Annotated in this window: 15 protein-coding genes and 1 pseudogene; 7 read left to right on the top strand and 9 right to left on the bottom strand. The window is 60.8% G+C overall.

The annotated features are described in order from the left end of the window. Positions 1–178 precede the first annotated feature (178 nt). The 7 genes and pseudogenes from AB4P92_RS12030 to gcbA all read right to left on the bottom strand — a co-directional run bounded on the left by AB4P92_RS12030 (position 179) and on the right by gcbA (position 8,826). Positions 179–1,441 carry a DUF3426 domain-containing protein gene (locus tag AB4P92_RS12030; RefSeq protein WP_395599423.1) on the bottom strand — a complete coding sequence of 421 codons (1,263 nt, stop codon included), beginning with the start codon at positions 1,439–1,441 and terminating at the stop codon, positions 179–181. Between the two features lie 30 nt (positions 1,442–1,471). Continuing rightward, positions 1,472–2,350 (bottom strand): 50S ribosomal protein L11 methyltransferase, encoded by an 879-nt coding sequence (prmA, locus tag AB4P92_RS12025; RefSeq protein ID WP_042557472.1) that lies wholly within the window; start codon positions 2,348–2,350, stop codon positions 1,472–1,474. Between the two features lie 283 nt (positions 2,351–2,633). Next, positions 2,634–3,992, bottom strand: a complete 1,359-nt coding sequence (accC, locus tag AB4P92_RS12020) for an acetyl-CoA carboxylase biotin carboxylase subunit (protein WP_042557473.1) — start codon at positions 3,990–3,992, stop codon at positions 2,634–2,636. A gap of 17 nt (positions 3,993–4,009) precedes the next feature. Further along, positions 4,010–4,468: an acetyl-CoA carboxylase biotin carboxyl carrier protein gene (gene accB, locus AB4P92_RS12015; protein ID WP_042557474.1), complete on the bottom strand. Its 459-nt coding sequence runs from the start codon at positions 4,466–4,468 to the stop codon at positions 4,010–4,012. A gap of 48 nt (positions 4,469–4,516) precedes the next feature. After that, positions 4,517–4,969, bottom strand: a complete 453-nt coding sequence (gene aroQ, locus AB4P92_RS12010; protein WP_042557475.1) for a type II 3-dehydroquinate dehydratase — start codon at positions 4,967–4,969, stop codon at positions 4,517–4,519. Positions 4,970–5,157: 188 nt separating this feature from the next. Then, positions 5,158–5,664, bottom strand: a pseudogene (locus AB4P92_RS12005) (methyl-accepting chemotaxis protein); the annotation flags it as partial. A 1,491-nt stretch (positions 5,665–7,155) separates the two neighbouring features. Continuing rightward, positions 7,156–8,826: a diguanylate cyclase GcbA gene (gene gcbA / locus AB4P92_RS12000; protein ID WP_042557477.1), complete on the bottom strand. Its 1,671-nt coding sequence runs from the start codon at positions 8,824–8,826 to the stop codon at positions 7,156–7,158. A gap of 423 nt (positions 8,827–9,249) precedes the next feature. On the opposite strand from gcbA, the gene AB4P92_RS11995 reads away from it, so the two are divergent. The 7 genes from AB4P92_RS11995 (at position 9,250) to AB4P92_RS11965 (ending at position 16,831) form a co-directional block, all read left to right on the top strand. Further along, positions 9,250–10,317, top strand: coding sequence for a DUF2333 family protein (locus tag AB4P92_RS11995; protein ID WP_042557478.1), 1,068 nt, complete (start codon positions 9,250–9,252; stop codon positions 10,315–10,317). A gap of 3 nt (positions 10,318–10,320) precedes the next feature. After that, positions 10,321–10,878 carry an NUDIX hydrolase gene (locus AB4P92_RS11990; RefSeq protein WP_395599422.1) on the top strand — a complete coding sequence of 186 codons (558 nt, stop codon included), beginning with the start codon at positions 10,321–10,323 and terminating at the stop codon, positions 10,876–10,878. A gap of 187 nt (positions 10,879–11,065) precedes the next feature. Then, on the top strand, positions 11,066–11,437 hold the full coding sequence (locus AB4P92_RS11985; protein ID WP_016984929.1) for a translation initiation factor Sui1: 372 nt from the start codon (positions 11,066–11,068) through the stop codon (positions 11,435–11,437). 219 nt (positions 11,438–11,656) lie between these two features. After that, positions 11,657–13,570, top strand: a complete 1,914-nt coding sequence (gene speA / locus AB4P92_RS11980; RefSeq protein WP_042557480.1) for an arginine decarboxylase — start codon at positions 11,657–11,659, stop codon at positions 13,568–13,570. Positions 13,571–13,803: 233 nt separating this feature from the next. Then, entirely contained in the window at positions 13,804–15,147 is a 1,344-nt protein-coding gene (locus AB4P92_RS11975; protein ID WP_395599421.1) for a type VI secretion system Vgr family protein, read from the top strand. Continuing rightward, complete coding sequence (locus AB4P92_RS11970; RefSeq protein WP_395599420.1) at positions 15,144–15,938, top strand: DUF4123 domain-containing protein; 795 nt, start codon at positions 15,144–15,146, stop codon at positions 15,936–15,938. The genes AB4P92_RS11975 and AB4P92_RS11970 overlap by 4 nt, the downstream gene beginning before the upstream one ends. Before the next feature lie 17 nt (positions 15,939–15,955). Then, positions 15,956–16,831 carry an alpha/beta hydrolase gene (locus AB4P92_RS11965; RefSeq protein WP_115145887.1) on the top strand — a complete coding sequence of 292 codons (876 nt, stop codon included), beginning with the start codon at positions 15,956–15,958 and terminating at the stop codon, positions 16,829–16,831. Here AB4P92_RS11965 and AB4P92_RS11960 read toward each other — a convergent pair. Then, complete coding sequence (locus tag AB4P92_RS11960; RefSeq protein ID WP_395599419.1) at positions 16,825–18,174, bottom strand: MATE family efflux transporter; 1,350 nt, start codon at positions 18,172–18,174, stop codon at positions 16,825–16,827. The genes AB4P92_RS11965 and AB4P92_RS11960 overlap by 7 nt on opposite strands. 201 nt (positions 18,175–18,375) lie before the next feature. Further along, positions 18,376–18,669, bottom strand: a complete 294-nt coding sequence (locus AB4P92_RS11955) for a hypothetical protein (protein ID WP_150594113.1) — start codon at positions 18,667–18,669, stop codon at positions 18,376–18,378. Positions 18,670–18,910: the final 241 nt, after the last annotated feature.

The following is an 18,910-nucleotide window of genomic DNA, read 5'->3' as shown; positions in this document are numbered from 1 at the left end:
CCCTGAAGTGGGGCCGGATCATGAGAGTTCGAAAAAGGGTTGGCATGATACCCGCTCTCGATGACTGGATAAAGGCTGAATTGAACAAAATCTGAACAGTTATTTTCTTATCGCCAGCGGTTCGGTAGCCCGGCGCGAAGTCAGAAAATTGCCGTCAATTCAGAAACGATGAAGCGATTCACTCGGGCGAGTGAAAACTCAGGCTGTAATTCACCGCTTTAGGGCCTGGATCGAGAATATCCAGCGCGATGTGGATCGGCGTTTGTGGCGGCATCTCCGCCAAACCTTCGAGATCGCCGCTCAAGTACTCGCCGGGTTTGAAGCGCCGACTGGCGATCAGGTGCCCGTTGAGGTCGGCAAACCGCAGCTCCAGCAAAGGAAACGGCTGGGAGAACGTTGCGCGGTTATAAATGATCGCGTCGACTACCAGCGCGCCGTTGAACTCCGGATGGCTGCGCACGACCAGGTTGCTGCTTTTGATTCTGGCAATGTCGACCTTGGACGGCACCGTGCAGCCGATTTGCGGGCAGACTTGCTGGAACCATGGCCGGTATTGATCCTGCCGCGCCAGTTCGTCGAAATGGTAGCTGATGTACTGGGCGGCGAGGCCGCCAGCGGCGAGCAACACCAGCACCAGCCACAGCAGGCGACGGGCCCAGGGTGAGCGGCGCTTTTGCCAGTCCAGTTGCAGCGGGTCGTCAGTCAGGTCCTGCAAGACTTCGGCGCGTACGCCGGAGTCTGCGCGCTCACGTTTTTTGCGCTGCGGTTCGAGCAATGGCAGATCGTCATCGCTGTCGTCACTGGCGGACAAGCGTTCGCGGCGGGCATTCGGATCGATCGGATCGTGCAGGCGCAACTGCGGGATCGCCGGTTCATCATCCAGATCCACCGGCTCCAGCGACAGCGAGGGCTCGGTGCGTGCGGGTTTGATCGGATCCTCGATCACTTGCGGTTCGGCTTCAGGCTCTGCTCTCTCATCGGCAGGCTGGCTGAACAGGCTGTCGGGCCAGACCGCTTCATCCGGTTCCGGACTGTCGCGGCGGGCACTCAGGGAGTCTTCGCGCGGGCGACCGAATTCGGTGGTCGGCTGGATTTCCCGTTGTTCGAGGCGGGCGAGTTCTTCGTCCAGGTCGAGACTGTCGAGGTCCAGATCCGCAGCGCTCCATTGCTTTTGGCTGATGGCGCGGGTGACAGGTGGCTCGACGACCGCGGGCGATTCAACCACCGGCGGTGGTGCAACCGGCAGTTGTTCGGCATTGGCGGGTGCAACCGGCGTCACCGCATCCTTGCCCGCGTGCTGCTCAAGCAGCTGTTTGGCGGCGTTGAACACTTGCAGGCAGGAGCCGCAGCGAACCACCCCGCGGGCCACGCTCAATTGAGCATGGCTGACGCGGAAACTGGTTTGGCAATGCGGGCACTGAGTGACGAAGCTGTCGGTCATGCGGCGATCCGGATTATGCAGGCGGCCATTCTAGCGCCGACGCCCGGTGATGCGCACCCAGCCATCGCGATTGGCGATCGGGTCGAGATCAAAGTCCTGAGCGTAGGCAGCAGCGACTTCATCACCTTGTTCGGCAAGGATGCCTGACAGCGCCAGACGCCCGCCGGATTTGACCAGGCTGGACAATTGCGGTGCCAGCGAAACCAGCGGGCCGGCGAGGATGTTGGCGACCAGCACGTCGGCTTTGACCTGCGGCAGATCTTGCGGCAGGTACAGCGGGAACAGCTCATCGGCGATATTGTTGCGCCCGGCGTTGTCGCGCGAGGCTTCCAGCGCCTGCACGTCGATGTCGGTGCCGACGGCTTCTTTAGCACCGAGCAGCAGGGCGGCGATGGCCAGAATCCCCGAGCCGCAGCCGAAATCCAGCACGTTGCAGTCTTTGAGGTCCTGACCGTCGAGCCATTCCAGGCACAGCGCGGTGGTCGGGTGGGTGCCGGTGCCGAACGCCAGGCCCGGATCCAGCAGCAGGTTGACTGCGTCAGGCTCGGGCGCGGCATGCCAGCTCGGGACGATCCACAGACGCTGGCCGAAACGCATTGGCTGGAAACCATCCATCCAGCTGCGTTCCCAATCCTGGTCTTCGATGACTTCGCTGTGATGCTCGGGCAGCGGGCTGCCGGTCAGCAATTCGAGGTGGGCCAGCACCGGGGCAGGCTCGGTGCCGCCCTCGAACAGGGCCAGCAGGTGCGTGTGTGCCCACAGCGGAGTGGTGTTGAGTTCCGGCTCGAAGATCGGCTGGTCTTCGGCGTCCATGAAGGTCACCGAAACAGCGCCCACTTCAAGGAAAGCGTCTTCGTAGGTTTCGGCTTGTTCCGGGCTGATGGCGAGTCGTACTTGCAGCCAAGGCATGGCGGGCACCTTTGAAAAATATTGATTGCAGACTAGCGGTCTGCGAGAAGCGCGCAAGTTTACGCGAGCGCGCAGGGTTTGTGGGAGCTGCATTTGTAGCGCAGATGTTGAGCGAAGCGTGGAACCTGTGGGAGCGAGCCTGCTCGCGAGCGCGGTGGGTCAGCAATGAAGGTGGCGACTGGCACGGCCTCTTCGCGAGCAGGCTCGCTCCCACAGGGGGGAGTGAAACCTGCAGATGCAACAAAGCCGCCCGAAGGCGGCTTTGTCTGGTGCGGGCTGAAGCTTAGTGCTTCTCGTCAGCCAGCTTGTGCTCGAGGTAGTGAATGTTCACGCCCCCTTTGCAGAAGCCTTCGTCACGAACCAGATCACGGTGCAGCGGGATGTTGGTCTTGATCCCGTCAACCACGATTTCGTCCAGTGCATTGCGCATGCGGGCCATGGCTTCGTCGCGGGTAGCGCCGTAAGTGATCAGCTTGCCGATCAGCGAGTCGTAGTTCGGCGGAACGGCATAACCGCTGTACAGGTGCGAATCGACGCGAACGCCGTTGCCGCCTGGAGCGTGGAAATGCTTGACCGTGCCCGGGCTCGGCATGAAGGTTTTCGGGTCTTCAGCGTTGATCCGGCATTCCAGCGAGTGACCGCGGATAACCACGTCATCCTGCGTGAACGACAGCTTGTTGCCAGCGGCGATGCTGAGCATCTCCTTGACGATGTCGATACCGGTAACCATTTCCGAAACCGGGTGCTCCACCTGAACACGGGTGTTCATTTCGATGAAGTAGAAACGACCGTTCTCGTACAGGAACTCGAAAGTGCCGGCGCCGCGGTAGCCGATGTCGATGCACGCCTTGACGCAGCGAGCCAGAACTTCCTGGCGAGCCTGCTCGTCGATGCCCGGTGCCGGCGCTTCTTCGAGAACCTTCTGGTGACGACGTTGCAGCGAGCAATCGCGGTCGCCCAGATGGATGGCGTGACCCTGGCCGTCGGACAGAACCTGCACTTCGACGTGACGCGGGTTGGTCAGGAATTTTTCCAGATAGACCATCGGGTTGCCAAACGCCGCGCCTGCTTCGGTGCGGGTCAGTTTGGCGAACGAGATCAGGTCTTCTTCCTTGTGCACCACGCGCATGCCGCGACCACCACCGCCGCCAGCGGCTTTGATGATCACCGGGTAGCCGACTTCACGACCGATGCGCAGCGCCGTTTCTTCGTCTTCCGGCAGTGGGCCGTCAGAACCTGGAACGGTTGGCACGCCTGCTTCGATCATCGCGTGCTTGGCCGATACCTTGTCGCCCATCAGGCGAATGGTGTCGGCTTTCGGGCCGATGAAGGCGAAGCCGGAGTTCTCGACCTGCTCGGCAAAGTCGGCGTTTTCCGCTAGGAAACCGTAGCCTGGGTGAATGGCGGTAGCGCCAGTCACTTCGGCGGCAGCGATGATGGCCGGGATGTGCAGGTAAGACTGAGAGGCCGATGCCGGGCCGATGCAGACGGATTCGTCTGCCAGACCCAGGTGCATCAGCTCTTTGTCGGCCTTGGAGTAAACGGCGACGGTCTTGATGCCCATCTCTTTGCAGGCACGCAGAATCCGCAGGGCGATCTCACCGCGGTTCGCGATCAGAACTTTTTCCAACTTCGCAGTCATCAAAGGCTCTCCGCAGTTCAAACGATGGTGAACAGCGGTTGGTCGTACTCAACCGGCTGGCCGTCTTCGACGAGGATGGACTCGATCACACCGCTGGTTTCAGCTTCGATGTGGTTCATCATCTTCATGGCTTCAACGATGCACAGAGTGTCGCCTTTCTTCACGGTCTGGCCGACTTCAACGAAGGACGGCGAGGCTGGCGAAGACTTGCGGTAGAACGTGCCGACCATCGGCGAACGGGCAACAGTGCCGTTCAGCGCCGGGGCAGCAGCGGCAACCGGAGCAGCTGCAGCTACAGGAGCGGCGGCTGGTGCAGCGGCCGGCGCTTGCATCGGTGCAGGCGCGTAGTACTGCTGAGCCGGGGTCTTGCTGTGACGGCTGATGCGTACGGACTCTTCGCCTTCCTTGATCTCGAGCTCGTCGATGCCGGACTCTTCCAGCAATTCGATCAGTTTCTTAACTTTACGGATATCCATGAATCATCAACTCCCAAGGGTCGGTCAGGGGCGCTTAACGCTTGTCGTTCAAGTCGTTGCCTGTGTTTCAAGCAGTTCTAGTGCAGCCTCCAGGGCCAGTCGGTAACCACTGGCGCCAAGGCCGCAGATCACTCCCACCGCTACGTCGGAGAAGTAAGAGTGATGGCGGAAAGGTTCGCGCTTGTGCACGTTGGACAAATGCACTTCGATGAATGGGATGCTCACTCCCAGCAACGCGTCACGTAATGCAACACTTGTATGTGTAAATGCGGCCGGATTGATCAGGATAAAATCCACACCCTCGCCGCGTGCGGCGTGGATGCGGTCGATCAATTCGTACTCGGCATTGCTTTGCAGATACAGCAGATGATGGCCGGCTTCACGGGCGCGACGCTCCAGATCCTGATTGATCTGCGCCAGGGTCGTCGACCCATAGGTGCCCGGTTCGCGGGTGCCGAGCAGGTTCAGGTTGGGGCCGTGCAGCACCAGTAGGGTTGCCATCTGCGTTGTCCTTGTCATGAATGAGCAGTCGTCAGAACCCGGCGACTATGCCGCAAAGACTTTATGACTGTCCAGTTCTATGCAATAGCCAGCACGATGGCCGATGTTTGCGCAAAATATGTGACCGAGTGATCTGATCCGGTCATTTGCATCACACAACTGTGTAGGAGCTGCCGAAGGGAGTGTTGTCAAACCCGGAAGGCTTGCACAGCTGTGTGCAACTGTCCGCCCAACACCAGCAAGTTCTCACCCTGTTCGCGGCCCTGGCCGATACGCAGCAAGTTATCCCCACCCAACTGGTGAATCCGCTCACTGTGATCGCGAATCTCGCTGACCGCGCCACTTTGCTGCGCGGTGACATCGGCGATGCGGATTGCTGTCTCGGAAATGGTCTGGATCGCACCGACAATCTTGTCCAGCGCACCGTCCGCCGCTTGTGCCTGATTCGCCGTCGCTTCGGCGTGCTCGACTTGCGCACGCATGCCTTCGACCGATTGCCGGGCAGCGGTTTGCAGGCCGGCAATCAGGGTTTGAATTTCCGCCGTCGCCCCGGCCGTACGCTGCGCCAGGGAGCGCACCTCTTCAGCCACCACCGCAAACCCGCGGCCCATTTCCCCGGCGCGCGCCGCTTCAATTGCCGCATTCAGTGCCAGCAGATTGGTCTGGTCGGCAATCGAGCGGATCACCGTCAGCACGCCGCCAATGGTCGCCGACTCTTCAGCCAGGTGCTCGATCATCTGCGCATTGCCCTGCACTTCGCCGACCAAGGCGTGCAGGCCCGTGAGGCTCTGGCCGATGACGGTCTGACCATGCTCGACAGCCAAACCGGCATGGCGACTGGCATCGGCGGCCTGACGCGCGTCCCCGGCAACTTGCTGGATAGTCGCCTCCAATTCGCCGAGTGAATCGCGAATCAGCGCGGTATCCCCGGCCTGATGTTCGGCGCCGCTGTGCAAGTCGTTGCTCAACTCGGCGAGGGTGCGACTGCTGCCCGCGACTTGTTCCGCGTTGCCACGAATGGTCCCGACCAGATCCACCAGATACGCGCGCAAGCGATTCAGCGAGGCCTCGATGTCGTGCAGTTCGCGGTTGGTCTTGCCCAGTTGAATGTCGCGACTGAAATCGCCGTCGGCCCAGACGGACAATGCCGGGGCGAGGTTGGTCAGGGTTCGCGCAAGACGCCGTTGCAGGGTGTCGATCAGCAGCGCAATCAGCAGAATCAGGCCGATCATCACGCCTTGCATCAGCCGCACTTCGCCCTGAATTTGCCCGTGCTGGGCACGCACCACCGGCTCCAGACCGGCAATGGCGTGTTGCACTGCAGCGATTTTCGCGTGCGTGGCTGCGCTGAGTTCGCTGCGTTTCTGGATTTGCTCGCGGGTGCGGGCAAGCTCTGCCGGGTAGCGACCGAGCAGGCTGTTGAGTTCACGTTTGAGGCCGACACCGGCATCTTCGGCGACGGCTTTTTCGCTGCTTTCGATGCCCATCATCGCCGCGAAGTCGTCGCTGCTGGATTCGTTGCTGGCCACTACACCCAGCAGGGGCAGGGCATCGATCAACTGTGCCTGAGCGCGGATATTGCTGACTTCGCGCTCAACGTCGACCGCCAGTTCACTGCGGCCGCTGCTGACCAGTTTGTCTCGCGCCAGTGAAAGTTTGCCCAAGTGCTGAGAGGCAGCAAGCAGCGGCGTCAGGTAGGCCGCGTTGCCGCTGGCATAGGCACTGAGCTGGTCGAGGCTGGCGCTCAATTCGCGCTCGGCCTGCAACAGCAATGCCTGCGGATCACCGGCCAGTTTGCCGGCGGCGAGCAAATCGGTTTTGCTGAATTCATCGAGGCCTGACAGGCTCGGGCGCAACGTATCGGCCAGCGCCGGTGGCAGTTCGCCGAGTTGTTTTTGTACGCTGTCGATGGCCTGACTGGCGCCACTCAGGCGCAAGGCATCGCCGCTGGCGAGGTAGTCCTCGACGTTGCGCGCCACCTCGTTCTGAAATTGCTGCGACAGCCCCAGATAACGCTCCATCAACAGATACGGGCGTTCCAGCGCTTTTTGCGACCACCACAGCGTGGCGCCGAGTGCGAGGCACACGGCGACCAGCAGCAGGGTATTAAGATTTGTGAGCAACTTCAGGCGCATGACAGCTACCAACGACAGAAATGGTAAGCGCCTGAATTTATTGCGGTTCTATTACAGGGTTATGACCGAATCGGTTGATTCCGATGAAAAGGTGGCACTTTGCTTTGACTCCCGCGCCTTTTGCACTCGATTACGCCCGCCATTCTTGGCGCGGTACAGCGCCTCGTCGGCCTGGCTGGCCATCATCAGGCTGTCGGAATCATCGCGCAGATCCACCACGCCGGCGCTGAAGGTGCACCACAAGTCATGAGGTTGTGCCGGGTAATGGATTTCGGCGAAACGCTGACGGATCTCGTCGAGCACCTTGTGTGCGGCTTCCATGTCAGTGTCGGGCATGACGATGGCGAACTCTTCGCCGCCGTAACGGCCGATGAAATCGGTTTTGCGCAAACGTTGCTTGAGAAACAGTGCAAGGCTCTTGATGACGCGGTCGCCCATCGGGTGGCCGTGGCTGTCGTTGACCCGTTTGAAGTGGTCGATGTCGAGCATGGCAAAGCTCAGCGGCTTGTTCTCGCGGCGGGCGCGGAACGAGCAGTCTTCGAGCAGTTGCAGAATATGCGTGTGGTTATACAAACCGGTGAGGCTGTCGCGCACCATCCGTGCTTTCAAGTTGCGCGCGCGGGCAGCGCGGTTGCGCACGGTGGTGATCAGATGACGCGGCTTGATCGGTTTGGTCAGGAAGTCGTCGCCGCCCTCGCTCATGGCGTCGAGCTGCTTGTCCAGATCGTCCTCGGCCGACAGGTAAATGATCGGCACGCTGACATAGCGGTCGTTGTGGCGGATCACCTTGGCCAGTTCGGTGCCGGTGCAGGCTGGCATGTACATGTCGAGGATGATCAGGTCAGGCTGGAAATCCGCCAGTTCAGCCATGGCCTGAATCGGTTCGATCAAGGTGCGGGTCACGATCCCGGCGCTGTTGAGCAGGCGTTCGGTGTGCATGGCCTGGGCGCGGGAGTCATCGATGATCAGCACTTTATAAGGTTCGTACTGGGCGACGCAGGTCAGGACTTCGATCTTTTCCAGCAGGCTCGACGCTTCGAGGGTGCCGGTGAGGAACTCCTGGCCGCCGGCGCGTACTGCCGCGAGGCGTGTCGGGGTGTCGGTTTCGTGCAGGCTGAAAAACAGCAGCGGCAACGGTTCCTCGAGACCGATCTGGGCTTCGGCAGCGAGTTTCAGGCCAACGCCGGCACCACTGAAATCCACGTCCATGACGATCGCGGCCGGCAACCGCTCGACCATCGATGAGCGAAACGCCGCGACGCTGTCCAGCGACTGCGCGCTGAGGCCGAAGAATTCCAGTTGCTTGGCCAGCCGCTCGGCGCGGTCGTGATCCTGCAGCATCACGTAAATTGGTTTGCGCAGCGGTGGCAGGAAGGTCTGGTCGAGCTGATCGCCCTGGCGCAGGCCGGTACGCGACAAGCGCTGCATCAAACGATTGAGATCGGTGATCAAGCCACTGCTCAGGCGTCCACGATTGGCGTCCACTGCTTCCAGCGACTGACTGATGTGGCGCGCGAGCTGGGTGTGTTCCGGCTGTTCAAAGCGCTCGGCAAAGCGCAGCAGGCGCAGGTTGGCCTCGCTCAGTTCGGCGAGGTCAACGGTGGACCATTCACTGCGTTGCAGGCGCTGCCATATCTCAAGAATCTGACGTGCCTGATGAATTACCCGCTGGGCAAAGTGGTGCTTGAGACGCTCACGGCTGGGGTCTTCTGGCTCGGTCATATCCTGACTACTAGTTAGGGTGCATGCTGAGATCGACTGGTGGCTCTATGCTAGCACCTCTTTTCCCTTAGACGAGTGTCGCACGTCAATAATCTGTAATGCGTCACTATTCAGTTTCTGACCGAGTGGTTTTGTTTTCGGCCTGGACGTCGGCAAAGTCCCCGCAAGCAGGGCACCTTAATATATAGCGGCTAACATTTCAGGCAACTCTGTGCGTCTCACACCAATAGGGCGAAACGGCGTATTAACGGCTCTGCGTCGAAATAGCAGGTGAATGGCATCAGGGATTCCCTTAGACCTGACGGATGCGTCGAGCGCCTGCACCATTTGCGGCATATCTTCACTCGCAGGTGCCCGGCCTTGGCACGTTGTTGTATGGTTGTGGTCGAACCGTTGACCCCAAGTGATTGAAAGGATATCGCCATGCTGGACTGGAAAAACCGCGCGGGCGCCGCGCCTGAACGTGCCGCCGAGCCCAAATCGGCCGCCCGCAGCTATGTCGGCGGGCTGTTGTTCAGCCGTGCGTTGGCCACTCTGCTCGGTATTTATTTGTTGGTGACCATTGGCCTGGGCTGGTACTGGAGCCAGGAGCCGGCGTTATTTCCGGTGGCGCAAAACGCGCAAGTGGCCGCCGAGAAAGAAGGCAAGCAGATGGTGATCGGCTACACCACAGTCGAAACCCTGAAGTCCGTGGCCGGCACATTGCTCGACAAGCCGGGCGGTTACATTTCCAACGACCGTTTTCCCCCTGGCCTGTGGATGGACAACACGCCGAGCTGGGAATACGGCGTACTGGTGCAGGTCCGTGACCTGACCCGCGCCTTGCGCAAAGACTTCGCCCGTTCGCAATCGCAGTCGGCCGAAGACTCCGATCTGGCCAAGGCCGAACCGCGTTTCAACTTCGACAACAAGAGCTGGATCCTGCCGTCGAGTGAGTCCGAGTATCAGGAAGGCATCAACTCCCTGAGCCGCTATCAGGCGCGCCTGTCTGACCCCGCGCAGAAAAACGCGCTGTTTTACGCCCGCGCAGACAACCTCAACAACTGGCTCGGCGATGTCGGCACGCGTCTGGGTTCGCTGTCGCAACGTCTGTCGGCCAGTGTTGGTCGGGTCAAACTCAATACTGCGCTGAAAACCGAAGTTCCGGCTGTCGGCGAAGTGCCGCAGCTTGACGAAGAAGTCGTCGAAACCCCGTGGATGCAGATCGACAACGTGTTCTACGAAGCGCGCGGCCAGGCCTGGGCACTGTCGCACTTGCTGCGTGCCATCGAAGTCGACTTCGCCGATGTGCTGGCGAAGAAGAACGCCACGGTCAGCGTGCGTCAGATCATCCGTGAGCTGGAAGCGTCGCAAGAGCCAGTGTGGAGCCCGATGATTCTCAACGGCAGCGGCTTCGGCGTCTTGGCCAACCACTCGCTGGTCATGGCCAACTATATTTCCCGGGCCAACGCGGCAGTCATCGACTTGCGTCAACTGCTCAACCAGGGCTGATACATGAGTCAGAACGCCAAAGAGGCGGCCCATCGCGCCGCCTCGGATGCCGAACAGATCGCCTGGGTCGACGAGCAGGACAACCTGCTCGGTGCCCTGGTGCGTGCCGATCTGCGTGAACGCGGGCTGATCGGTCGCGGCACTTACATCATGTTGTTCAATTCCACCGGTGAGCTTTGTGTGCATCGGCGAACCTTGAGCAAGGCGATCTACCCCGGTTACTGGGACGTGGCGGCGGGCGGCATGGTGCAGGCCCACGAAACCTATGCCGAGTCGGCTGCCCGTGAGCTGGCGGAAGAGTTGGGGGTCAGCGGTGTGGAACTCACCGCTCACGACCATTTTTACTTCGAGGACACCGGCAATCGCCTGTGGTGTTCGGCGTTTTCCGCCGTGTGGGACGGCCCGCTGAAACTGCAGCCGGAAGAAGTCCTGGAAGCGCGCTTTATCCCGGTCGAACAGGTCATGCAGGAAATCCGGCAAAAGCCTTATTGCCCGGACTCTCTGGCTGCTTTGAAGCGCTATCTGAAGGCGCAGCAAAGCGACGTCGCAAAGAACACATAAATTGGCGCTGATTGGCACTTAGCAATTGGCTTTTTTGCCGTTACACTGCGCGACCTTTTCAAGCTGCACCGACCTGCTTTTGTTGAAGCGCCGGTGCAGTAGCGCTGCCCCTGCCTGAGTGGGGCTTCGCGGTCGATAACCTTGCCCAAGGTTGCGATCAGTCTTTGTCCTCCCAAGAGGATTGCCGGTGGCCAAAAAAGCCGCATCCTTCGCCGCCCTTGGCGGTCTGGTATTTTCCACCGACGCAGGTCGTCATTGCCCGGAATGCAGTCAGCCGGTGGACGCCTGTATCTGCAAACAAACCGTGATCCCTGCCGGTGACGGCATTGCCCGCGTGCGTCGCGAGAGCAAGGGCCGAGGCGGCAAGACGGTGACCACCATCACCGGCGTGCCACTGGCCGAAGACGCGCTCAAGGAGCTGGCGACGACGTTGAAGAAACGTTGCGGCACCGGCGGGGCGTTGAAGGACGGGATCATCGAAATCCAGGGCGATCATGTCGAGCTACTCTTGGCGGAACTGATCAAGCACGGTTTCAAAGCGAAGAAATCCGGCGGCTAGCAGCCTCTGTGAAAGCCACCAGCGGCTTGATCCGGAGCTGAACAGGTTCAGCTCCGGTGTCGTCTCCATGGTTTTCACAGAGCCTGTTCATGACCGGTTTCTAAACTCCACGCGGTCAGCGCGGTCTACCGCCGCGCTGACGAACCGTCATTTTCATACTTTAGACTGCGCCGGCCTGAGATCAGGCGACGCACTATGACTTCTTTATAGGGGACTTCGATGTCCGTACGACGCACACGCAAAGACGATGGCAGCCAATGGACAGTTGCGGACAGCCGCAGTGTTTACGGGATTCGCCATTGGGGGGCCGGGTATTTCGCGATCAATGACGCCGGTCGCGTCGAAGTTCGTCCGAACGGCCCGAGCAGCTCGCCTATCGACCTGTTCGAGCAAGTCGACCAACTGCGCAAAAGCGGTTTGTCCTTGCCGTTGCTGGTTCGTTTTCCCGACATCCTGCAAGACCGTGTACGCCAGCTGACCGGCGCCTTCGATGCGAACATCGAGCGCCTGGAATACCAGAGCAAGTACACCGCGTTGTACCCGATCAAGGTTAACCAGCAAGAAGCGGTGATCGAGAACATCATCGCCACCAAGGACGTCTCCATTGGTCTGGAAGCCGGCTCCAAGCCGGAACTGCTGGCCGTGCTGGCGCTGGCGCCGAAGGGCGGCACCATCGTCTGCAACGGTTACAAGGACCGCGAGTTCATCCGCCTGGCGCTGATGGGTCAGAAGCTCGGCCACAACGTGTTCATCGTGATCGAGAAAGAGTCCGAAGTTGCGCTCGTGATCGAAGAAGCGGCCTCGCTCAAGGTCAAGCCACAGGTCGGCTTGCGCGTGCGTCTGTCGTCGCTGGCTTCGTCGAAGTGGGCGGACACTGGCGGCGAGAAATCCAAATTCGGTCTGTCGGCAGCGCAATTGCTGTCGGTGGTCGAGCGCTTCCGCGCGGCCGGTCTGGATCAGGGCATCCGCCTGCTGCACTTCCACATGGGCTCGCAGATTGCCAACCTGGCTGACTATCAGCACGGCTTCAAGGAAGCGATCCGTTACTACGGCGAGCTGCGCAATCTCGGTCTGCCGGTCGATCACATCGACGTCGGTGGCGGTCTGGGTGTCGACTACGACGGCACGCACTCGCGCAACGCCAGTTCGATCAACTACGACATGGACGATTACGCCGGTGTCGTGGTCGGCATGCTCAAGGAATTCTGCGACGCGCAGAGCCTGCCGCATCCGCACATCTTCTCCGAAAGCGGCCGCTCGCTGACCGCGCACCACGCCATGCTGGTGGTGCAGGTGACTGACGTCGAGAAGCACAACGACGAGATCCCGAAGATCGAAAACAAGGAGTCGCTGCCGGAAACCGTGCAGTGGCTGGTTGACCTGCTCGGCCCGACCGACATTGAAATGGTTACCGAAACCTACTGGCGCGCCACCCACTACATGAGCGACGTGGCCGCGCAGTACGCCGATGGCAAGCTGACCCTGGCTGAAAAAGCCTTGGCCGAGCAGTGCTACTTCGCCGTGTGCCGCCGCCTGCATAACTCTCTGAAGGCCCGTCAGCGTTCGCACCGTCAGGTGCTCGACGAGCTCAACGACAAGCTGGCCGACAAGTACATCTGCAACTTCTCGGTATTCCAGAGCCTGCCGGACACCTGGGCGATCGATCAGGTCCTGCCAATCATCCCGCTGCACCGTCTCGACGAAGAGCCGCTGCGCCGCGCGGTGCTGCAGGATCTGACCTGCGACTCTGACGGCAAGATCAACCAGTACGTCGACGAGCAGAGCATCGAGACCAGCCTGCCTGTGCACGGCTTGAACGAAGGCGAGGACTATCTGTTGGGCGTGTTCCTGGTCGGCGCCTATCAGGAAATCCTCGGCGACATGCACAACCTGTTCGGTGACACCGATTCGGTGAACATCTATCAGAACGCCGATGGCAGCGTGTACCACGCCGGCATCGAGACCCACGACACCATCGAAGACATGCTGCGTTATGTGCACTTGTCGCCGGAAGAACTGATGACTCACTACCGCGACAAGTGCGCCAGTGCCCGCATCAGTGCCAGCGAGCGCACGCAATTTCTCGATGCCTTGCGTCTGGGCCTGACCCGCTCCTCCTACCTGTCTTCCTGAGACCAGGTTGCTGTCTCGCCGGGTTGTCTGAAATTTTCCCCATTACTGTGGAAATTTCGGATAGCCCGGTAGGACATATCCCAAAATCTTCGCGATATGTTTGGCTATCCCGGTCAGCAAAGTCATCCGGTCTGCTTTTCGCGTAGGTCATTTCCTAAGTTGTACTTCAGCTCTCTACTCGGCCATGGCTCTCGGCGAGAATCCCCGACCGCCCCTCCTGTAGAGATCTGCCTATGTTCGATCCAGTCAACGAGTCGTCGTTTCGTCTCGATGTAGCGGGCCTGTCCGACCCTTTCGAAGTCCTGGCCTTTACCGGTAGCGAAGCCCTCAACGAACCTTTTGCGTTCGAAATCGATGTGTTGATCGACGATCCGCAACTGGACCTCGCCGGCCTGCTTTATCGTTCGGCGTTCCTCTGTTTCGGACCGTCGGGGGAGGGCGTGCACGGGCAGTTGCAGAGCCTTGTCCAGCATGAGCACGGACACGGTTCGCGGTTGAGCCGGATCCGTCTGGGAGCGAAACTCGCTTGCCTTGATCTGCGCATCAGCCAGCGGATCTTCAGCGGCCGCTCGGTGCCACAGATCATCGAGCAGGTGCTCAGGGAACACGGGATCGTCGGTGCCCAGCGACGCTTCGAATTGCGTGGCGACTACCCGGCCCGCACGTTCTGCACGCAATACCGCGAATCGGATCTGCAACTGCTGCAACGCTTGTGCACACAGGCGGGTGTTCACTATTTCTTCGAGCATTCGCACGACAGGCATTGCCTGGTGTTCGGCGATGATCCGGCGCATTTTCCGCTGACTGAAGCCGCGCCTTATCAAGGTGAACAAGACGGCAAAAGTACCTGTCCTGCGGTGCACCATTGGCAGTTGCATGAAGCGATGCAGGCCGGCTCGCAAGGCTTGCGGCAGGCAACAAATGCCGAAGGACGCAGTGATCTTGCGGCGTTGCGCTGCGGGCATTGGCTGCGCCTGGTCGGGCATCCTTTCCCAGAATGCAATCGGCAATGGTTGTTGACCGGAATCGAACACAGCGCTGATCTTTCCCTTGATTTGCCGTATGCCAACCGATTGTTTGCCGCCGCGCAGTTACCCTCATCGGCACCGTCGCGCTTGCGCATGCACAGCCTGCAACGGGCCTGGGTGGTGACCGTAGACGAACCGCAACCCGACCGATTCAGGCCGGTGGCGGTGCAGTTCGACTGGCTCTATCAGGGCGAAGGTGCGGCGCCGAGTCATTGTTGGCTGCCGCTCGCGCCGGCCTTGGCCGAAGCACCTTTGCAGGCGTTGGGCGATGGTGTCGAAGTGGTGGTGAGCTTCTTTGAGGGTGACCCGGATCAGCCAATGATCAGCGGCATTTTACAGTCGTCAGTCGCTACTGCGCAGATCAGCGATGCGCCAACGCCGCCGCTGCCGGAGAGCCTGGCAAGTGAAGGCTTGCAGCAAATGCTGACATCAGGCGAGCCATTGCTGTTGTTGTGCCTGATCCCTGGGGGCGGCAGTTTCAACCATTGCACAGAGGCGGTTTGCAGTTGTCGGCTGGTCACCACGCTTGAACAGAGCAGCGCAAGATGAGCGGCGTGGCGCTTGAGCCGATAGCGCAATGGCTGTTGCTCGACGGCGCGGACGCAGCTCGGGCCTTGACGACGCTGCGCCAGGGTTTCGCCGGGTTGCCGAGTTTCAAACTGTTCGACGGCACCGAGTTTGAGCCGGTCAGTGAACACGGCCCCGTGCTTGTCGATATGCGCGACAGCCCGGCGCTGGCGTCGCTGTGTCACGCCGATCCGGACACCTGGCGCGGGCTGTTGATGGACAGTGAAGCATCACCTCGGGAACTGCTGAGCCACTTGCAACGCATGCTCACGGTTTCGTTCGGGATGAGCCATCGGGCCCTGCTCAGCTATTACAACCGCCAGACCGCGAGCTATTTTTTCGACGCCTGCGATGCCGCGGAACTGAGTCGCTGGCTCGGGCCCATCCGCCTGTTGCACTGGTTCGGTGGCACTTGGGCCGATCGCGCCATCGGCAGTCAGGGCTGGCAGCAGTTGCGCAATCCGGGTCTGGCCGTGGAGCCGCTGAGCATCGAAGAAAGTCTTACCCGGCGACAGTGCGAACGCCTGCAAACCTGCCTGCTGGAGCAACACATCTGGCGCTGGTGCCAATCGTTGGGAACCGATTACGCGGCGATGGCCTCCCATGTTCAACAAGGCCTGGCGTTGGGCTTCAGCGACCGCACCGTGCTCGAAGGCTGGTTGTGGCTACGCTTGCAGCATCCGCGTGCAGTGCTGGTGCCGCCACCGCAGGATTTGACTCAGCAAGAGCGGCTCGACCATGTGCGGCGCCAATGGCGCAGCGATCAAATTTGACCTGAGGTTCGGCGCGTATGGCAGGTTTTTTCCGGCAAGGATTCGGTGCAATGTTTGGCGGTGTACTGCTGTTGGTGTTGAGTGCCTGTTCGCCGGTCAAGCTGCTCAATGCGCTGACCCCGGACAGCACGTTCGACAAAACCGCCGGTATTGCTTATGGCGACGATCCACGGCAAAAACTTGATGTGTACGTGCCGCGCCACGCTTTGCCCGACGCGCCGGTCGTGGTGTTTTTCTACGGCGGCAGTTGGAACAGCGGTGCACGCGAGGACTACAACTTTGTTGGCGAGGCGTTGGCGTCGCGGGGCATTGTCGCGGTTGTGGCGGATTATCGGCTGTATCCGCAGGTGCGTTATCCACTGTTTCTGCAGGACGCTGCGCGGGCGGTGGCATGGACCAAGGCGCACATCCGCGAGTTTTCCGGTAATCCACAGCGTTTGTACCTGATGGGGCATAGCTCGGGTGGCTACAACGCGGCGATGCTGGCACTGGACGGCGATCTGCTCGCTGCGGCCGGCATGTCCCCCAAGGACCTGCGGGGCTGGATCGGTCTGGCCGGGCCGTACGACTTTTTGCCGATCGAGAACCCCGCTGTGCGTCCGGTGTTTTTCTGGCCGGACTCGCCGCCGCAGTCGCAGCCGATCAATCATGTCAGTCGCGATGCGCCGCCCGCGCTGCTGATCGCGGCGAGCGAGGATGAGCTGGTCAACCCGACGCGCAACACCGGCGGCCTGGCGCACAAACTGCGCGCGGCCGGGGTGCCGGTGCAGGATTTCTACTATTCGCGGCCCAATCACATAACGCTGGTGGCGACGCTGTCGCGACCGTTACGCGGACTGGCGCCGGTGCTTGATCAAGTGGTCGGCTTCATCAAGCACACGCCGACTCAGTGAGCGGCGCCGGTGAACCAGCCGTCGTTGCGCTTCAGCCACCAGGCTTGCGCACCGAGGGTCAGGCTGCGCAGCACCATGAACAGCAGGAACGTTATCCACAGGCCATGGTTGCCCAAACCTTGCAGCGCCCAGGCGAACGGCATGAGCAGAACCACCGTCACGAGCATGCCGTTGCGCATTTCCCGGGCCCGGGTGGCGCCGATAAACAGGCCGTCGAGCAGGTAGCTCCACACCGCAACCAATGGCAGCACGGCGAGGTAGGGCAGGTAGACGAACGCGGTGTCGCGTACATTCTGGATGTCGGTTTGCATCTCGATGAACAAGTGCCCGGCCAAGAGAAACAGCAGGGCAAAGCCGAGACTGGCGATCAGCGACCAGCCACCGGCAACCACCAGTGAACGGCGCAAGGCCAAGCGGTCACGGGCACCGATGGCGTGTCCGCACAGCGCTTCGACCGCATGAGCCAGACCATCCAGGGCATGGGCGGTCAGCAACAAGCCATTGAGCAACAGCGCGTTGGCGGCGACCGTCGCATCACCGAGCCGCGCACCTTGCACCGTGATCAGGAAAAACACCGATTGCAGCGCCAGGCTGCGGATGAAGATATCGCGATTGACCGCCAGCAGCGGTCGCCAGCTCTGCCACACCTTCAGCGCGGCCCAGGCGATGTGCCCGGGATAGGCGCGCAACGCTTTGCGGGTCAGCAGCAAGCCGAGCAGGGCGCCGCTCCATTCAGCGATGACCGAGGCCCGAGCGGAGCCGACCACGCCCCAGTCCAGGCCGATGACGAACCAAAGATTGAGGACGATGTTGATCAGGTTGGTCGTCAGCAGAATCGCCAGCGGCGCCCGCGCGTTCTGGGTGCCGAGGAACCAGCCGACCAGCGCATAGCTGGCCAGCGCGGCGGGCAGGCCGAACAACCGGGTGTGGAAGAACTCGCGAGTGAGCTGATCAAGCTCCGCCGACGGCTGCATGAAATGCAACGCCACGCCGCTCAGCGGAACGCCCAGGGTGCCGAGTACCAGTGCCAGTCCCATTGCCAGCAGCAAACCTTGCAACAGAATCTGCCGCAGCGCCGCACCATCACTGCGCCCGGCCGCCTGTGCGGCGAACCCGGTGGTGCCCATGCGCAGGAAGCCCATGGCCCAGGCGAGAAAGGTATACAGGCTGGAGCCGACAGCCACCGCGCCCAGTTGATGGGCGTGGGGCAAGTGGCCGATGACGGTGCTGTCGACCAGCGCTACCAGCGGCACGGAAATATTGGAAAGGATCATGGGCGCCGCGAGCGTCCAGACCTTGCGGTGAGTCGGGCGGTCGCGCCAGTCGGCAATCAGGTTGGACATGCGGGCTCCTTGGGGGAGCGGGGATTGTAGCGCTAGAAGCACCCTCACCCCAGCCCTCTCCCGGAGGGAGAGGGGGCAGATCTCCGTCGTTTGCAAAATCTGATTTCGACTCGGTATTTCATGTCGGCGTATAGCCGCAGAACACCACGGTCAGTCCCCTCTTCCTCCGGGAGAGGGTTAGGGTGAGGGGCTTCTAGAGGTCTAGTGAATAATCCAGCTCAACAACCACAACCCCAGCAACAACCAGATAATCCCGGCAATGATCGACGCATTCATGAACGCACGGATCGCCGACCACAGCAGCATCAAGCCGACAATCAGGGCAATGATGCTGATGATCGAAGTGTCCATTCCCAGCGTCCTGGCCAGGCCGTCGACAAAGTTGCCACCGGCGTTGCTCAGTATGTTGAACAAACCACTGAGGCCATCGACGATAAAGCGGATGACCGCACCGAGTGCCTGGCCGAGCCATTCGAAAAAGCTTTCTACCTGCATGTGTGCATCCTGATGAAAGAGCTGAGCCTTGGGCCACAACGCAGGTGGCCGAGTTCCCTGCAACTATAGAGGGTTGCACGGATCCTGTGGGAGCGAGCCTGCTCGCGAAGGCGTCGTTTCAGGTAAATCAATGTTGGATGACCCAACGCTTTCGCGAGCAGGCTCGCCCCCACAAGAGCACCGCATGTTCGCTTGCGTTCAGTCGCCTTCCCCCCGAAGCTATACGCCTTCAGGAGAACCC

This window comes from Pseudomonas sp. A0308 (assembly GCF_044218815.1).
Taxonomy (GTDB): Bacteria; Pseudomonadota; Gammaproteobacteria; order Pseudomonadales; family Pseudomonadaceae; genus Aquipseudomonas; species Aquipseudomonas iridis.
This window is presented reverse-complemented; position numbering and strand designations above follow the sequence as displayed.

Bases quoted from the DNA above. Each gene is read 5' to 3' on its own strand.
- AB4P92_RS12030 (WP_395599423.1), bottom strand. From the start codon at position 1,441: ATGACCGACAGCTTCGTCACTCAGTGCCCGCATTGCCAAACCAGTTTC.
- prmA (WP_042557472.1), bottom strand. From the start codon at position 2,350: ATGCCTTGGCTGCAAGTACGACTCGCCATCAGCCCGGAACAAGCCGAA.
- accC (WP_042557473.1), bottom strand. From the start codon at position 3,992: ATGACTGCGAAGTTGGAAAAAGTTCTGATCGCGAACCGCGGTGAGATC.
- accB (WP_042557474.1), bottom strand. From the start codon at position 4,468: ATGGATATCCGTAAAGTTAAGAAACTGATCGAATTGCTGGAAGAGTCC.
- aroQ (WP_042557475.1), bottom strand. From the start codon at position 4,969: ATGGCAACCCTACTGGTGCTGCACGGCCCCAACCTGAACCTGCTCGGC.
- gcbA (WP_042557477.1), bottom strand. From the start codon at position 8,826: ATGACCGAGCCAGAAGACCCCAGCCGTGAGCGTCTCAAGCACCACTTT.
- AB4P92_RS11995 (WP_042557478.1), top strand. From the start codon at position 9,250: ATGCTGGACTGGAAAAACCGCGCGGGCGCCGCGCCTGAACGTGCCGCC.
- AB4P92_RS11990 (WP_395599422.1), top strand. From the start codon at position 10,321: ATGAGTCAGAACGCCAAAGAGGCGGCCCATCGCGCCGCCTCGGATGCC.
- speA (WP_042557480.1), top strand. From the start codon at position 11,657: ATGTCCGTACGACGCACACGCAAAGACGATGGCAGCCAATGGACAGTT.
- AB4P92_RS11975 (WP_395599421.1), top strand. From the start codon at position 13,804: ATGTTCGATCCAGTCAACGAGTCGTCGTTTCGTCTCGATGTAGCGGGC.
- AB4P92_RS11970 (WP_395599420.1), top strand. From the start codon at position 15,144: ATGAGCGGCGTGGCGCTTGAGCCGATAGCGCAATGGCTGTTGCTCGAC.
- AB4P92_RS11965 (WP_115145887.1), top strand. From the start codon at position 15,956: ATGGCAGGTTTTTTCCGGCAAGGATTCGGTGCAATGTTTGGCGGTGTA.
- AB4P92_RS11960 (WP_395599419.1), bottom strand. From the start codon at position 18,174: ATGTCCAACCTGATTGCCGACTGGCGCGACCGCCCGACTCACCGCAAG.
- AB4P92_RS11955 (WP_150594113.1), bottom strand. From the start codon at position 18,669: ATGCAGGTAGAAAGCTTTTTCGAATGGCTCGGCCAGGCACTCGGTGCG.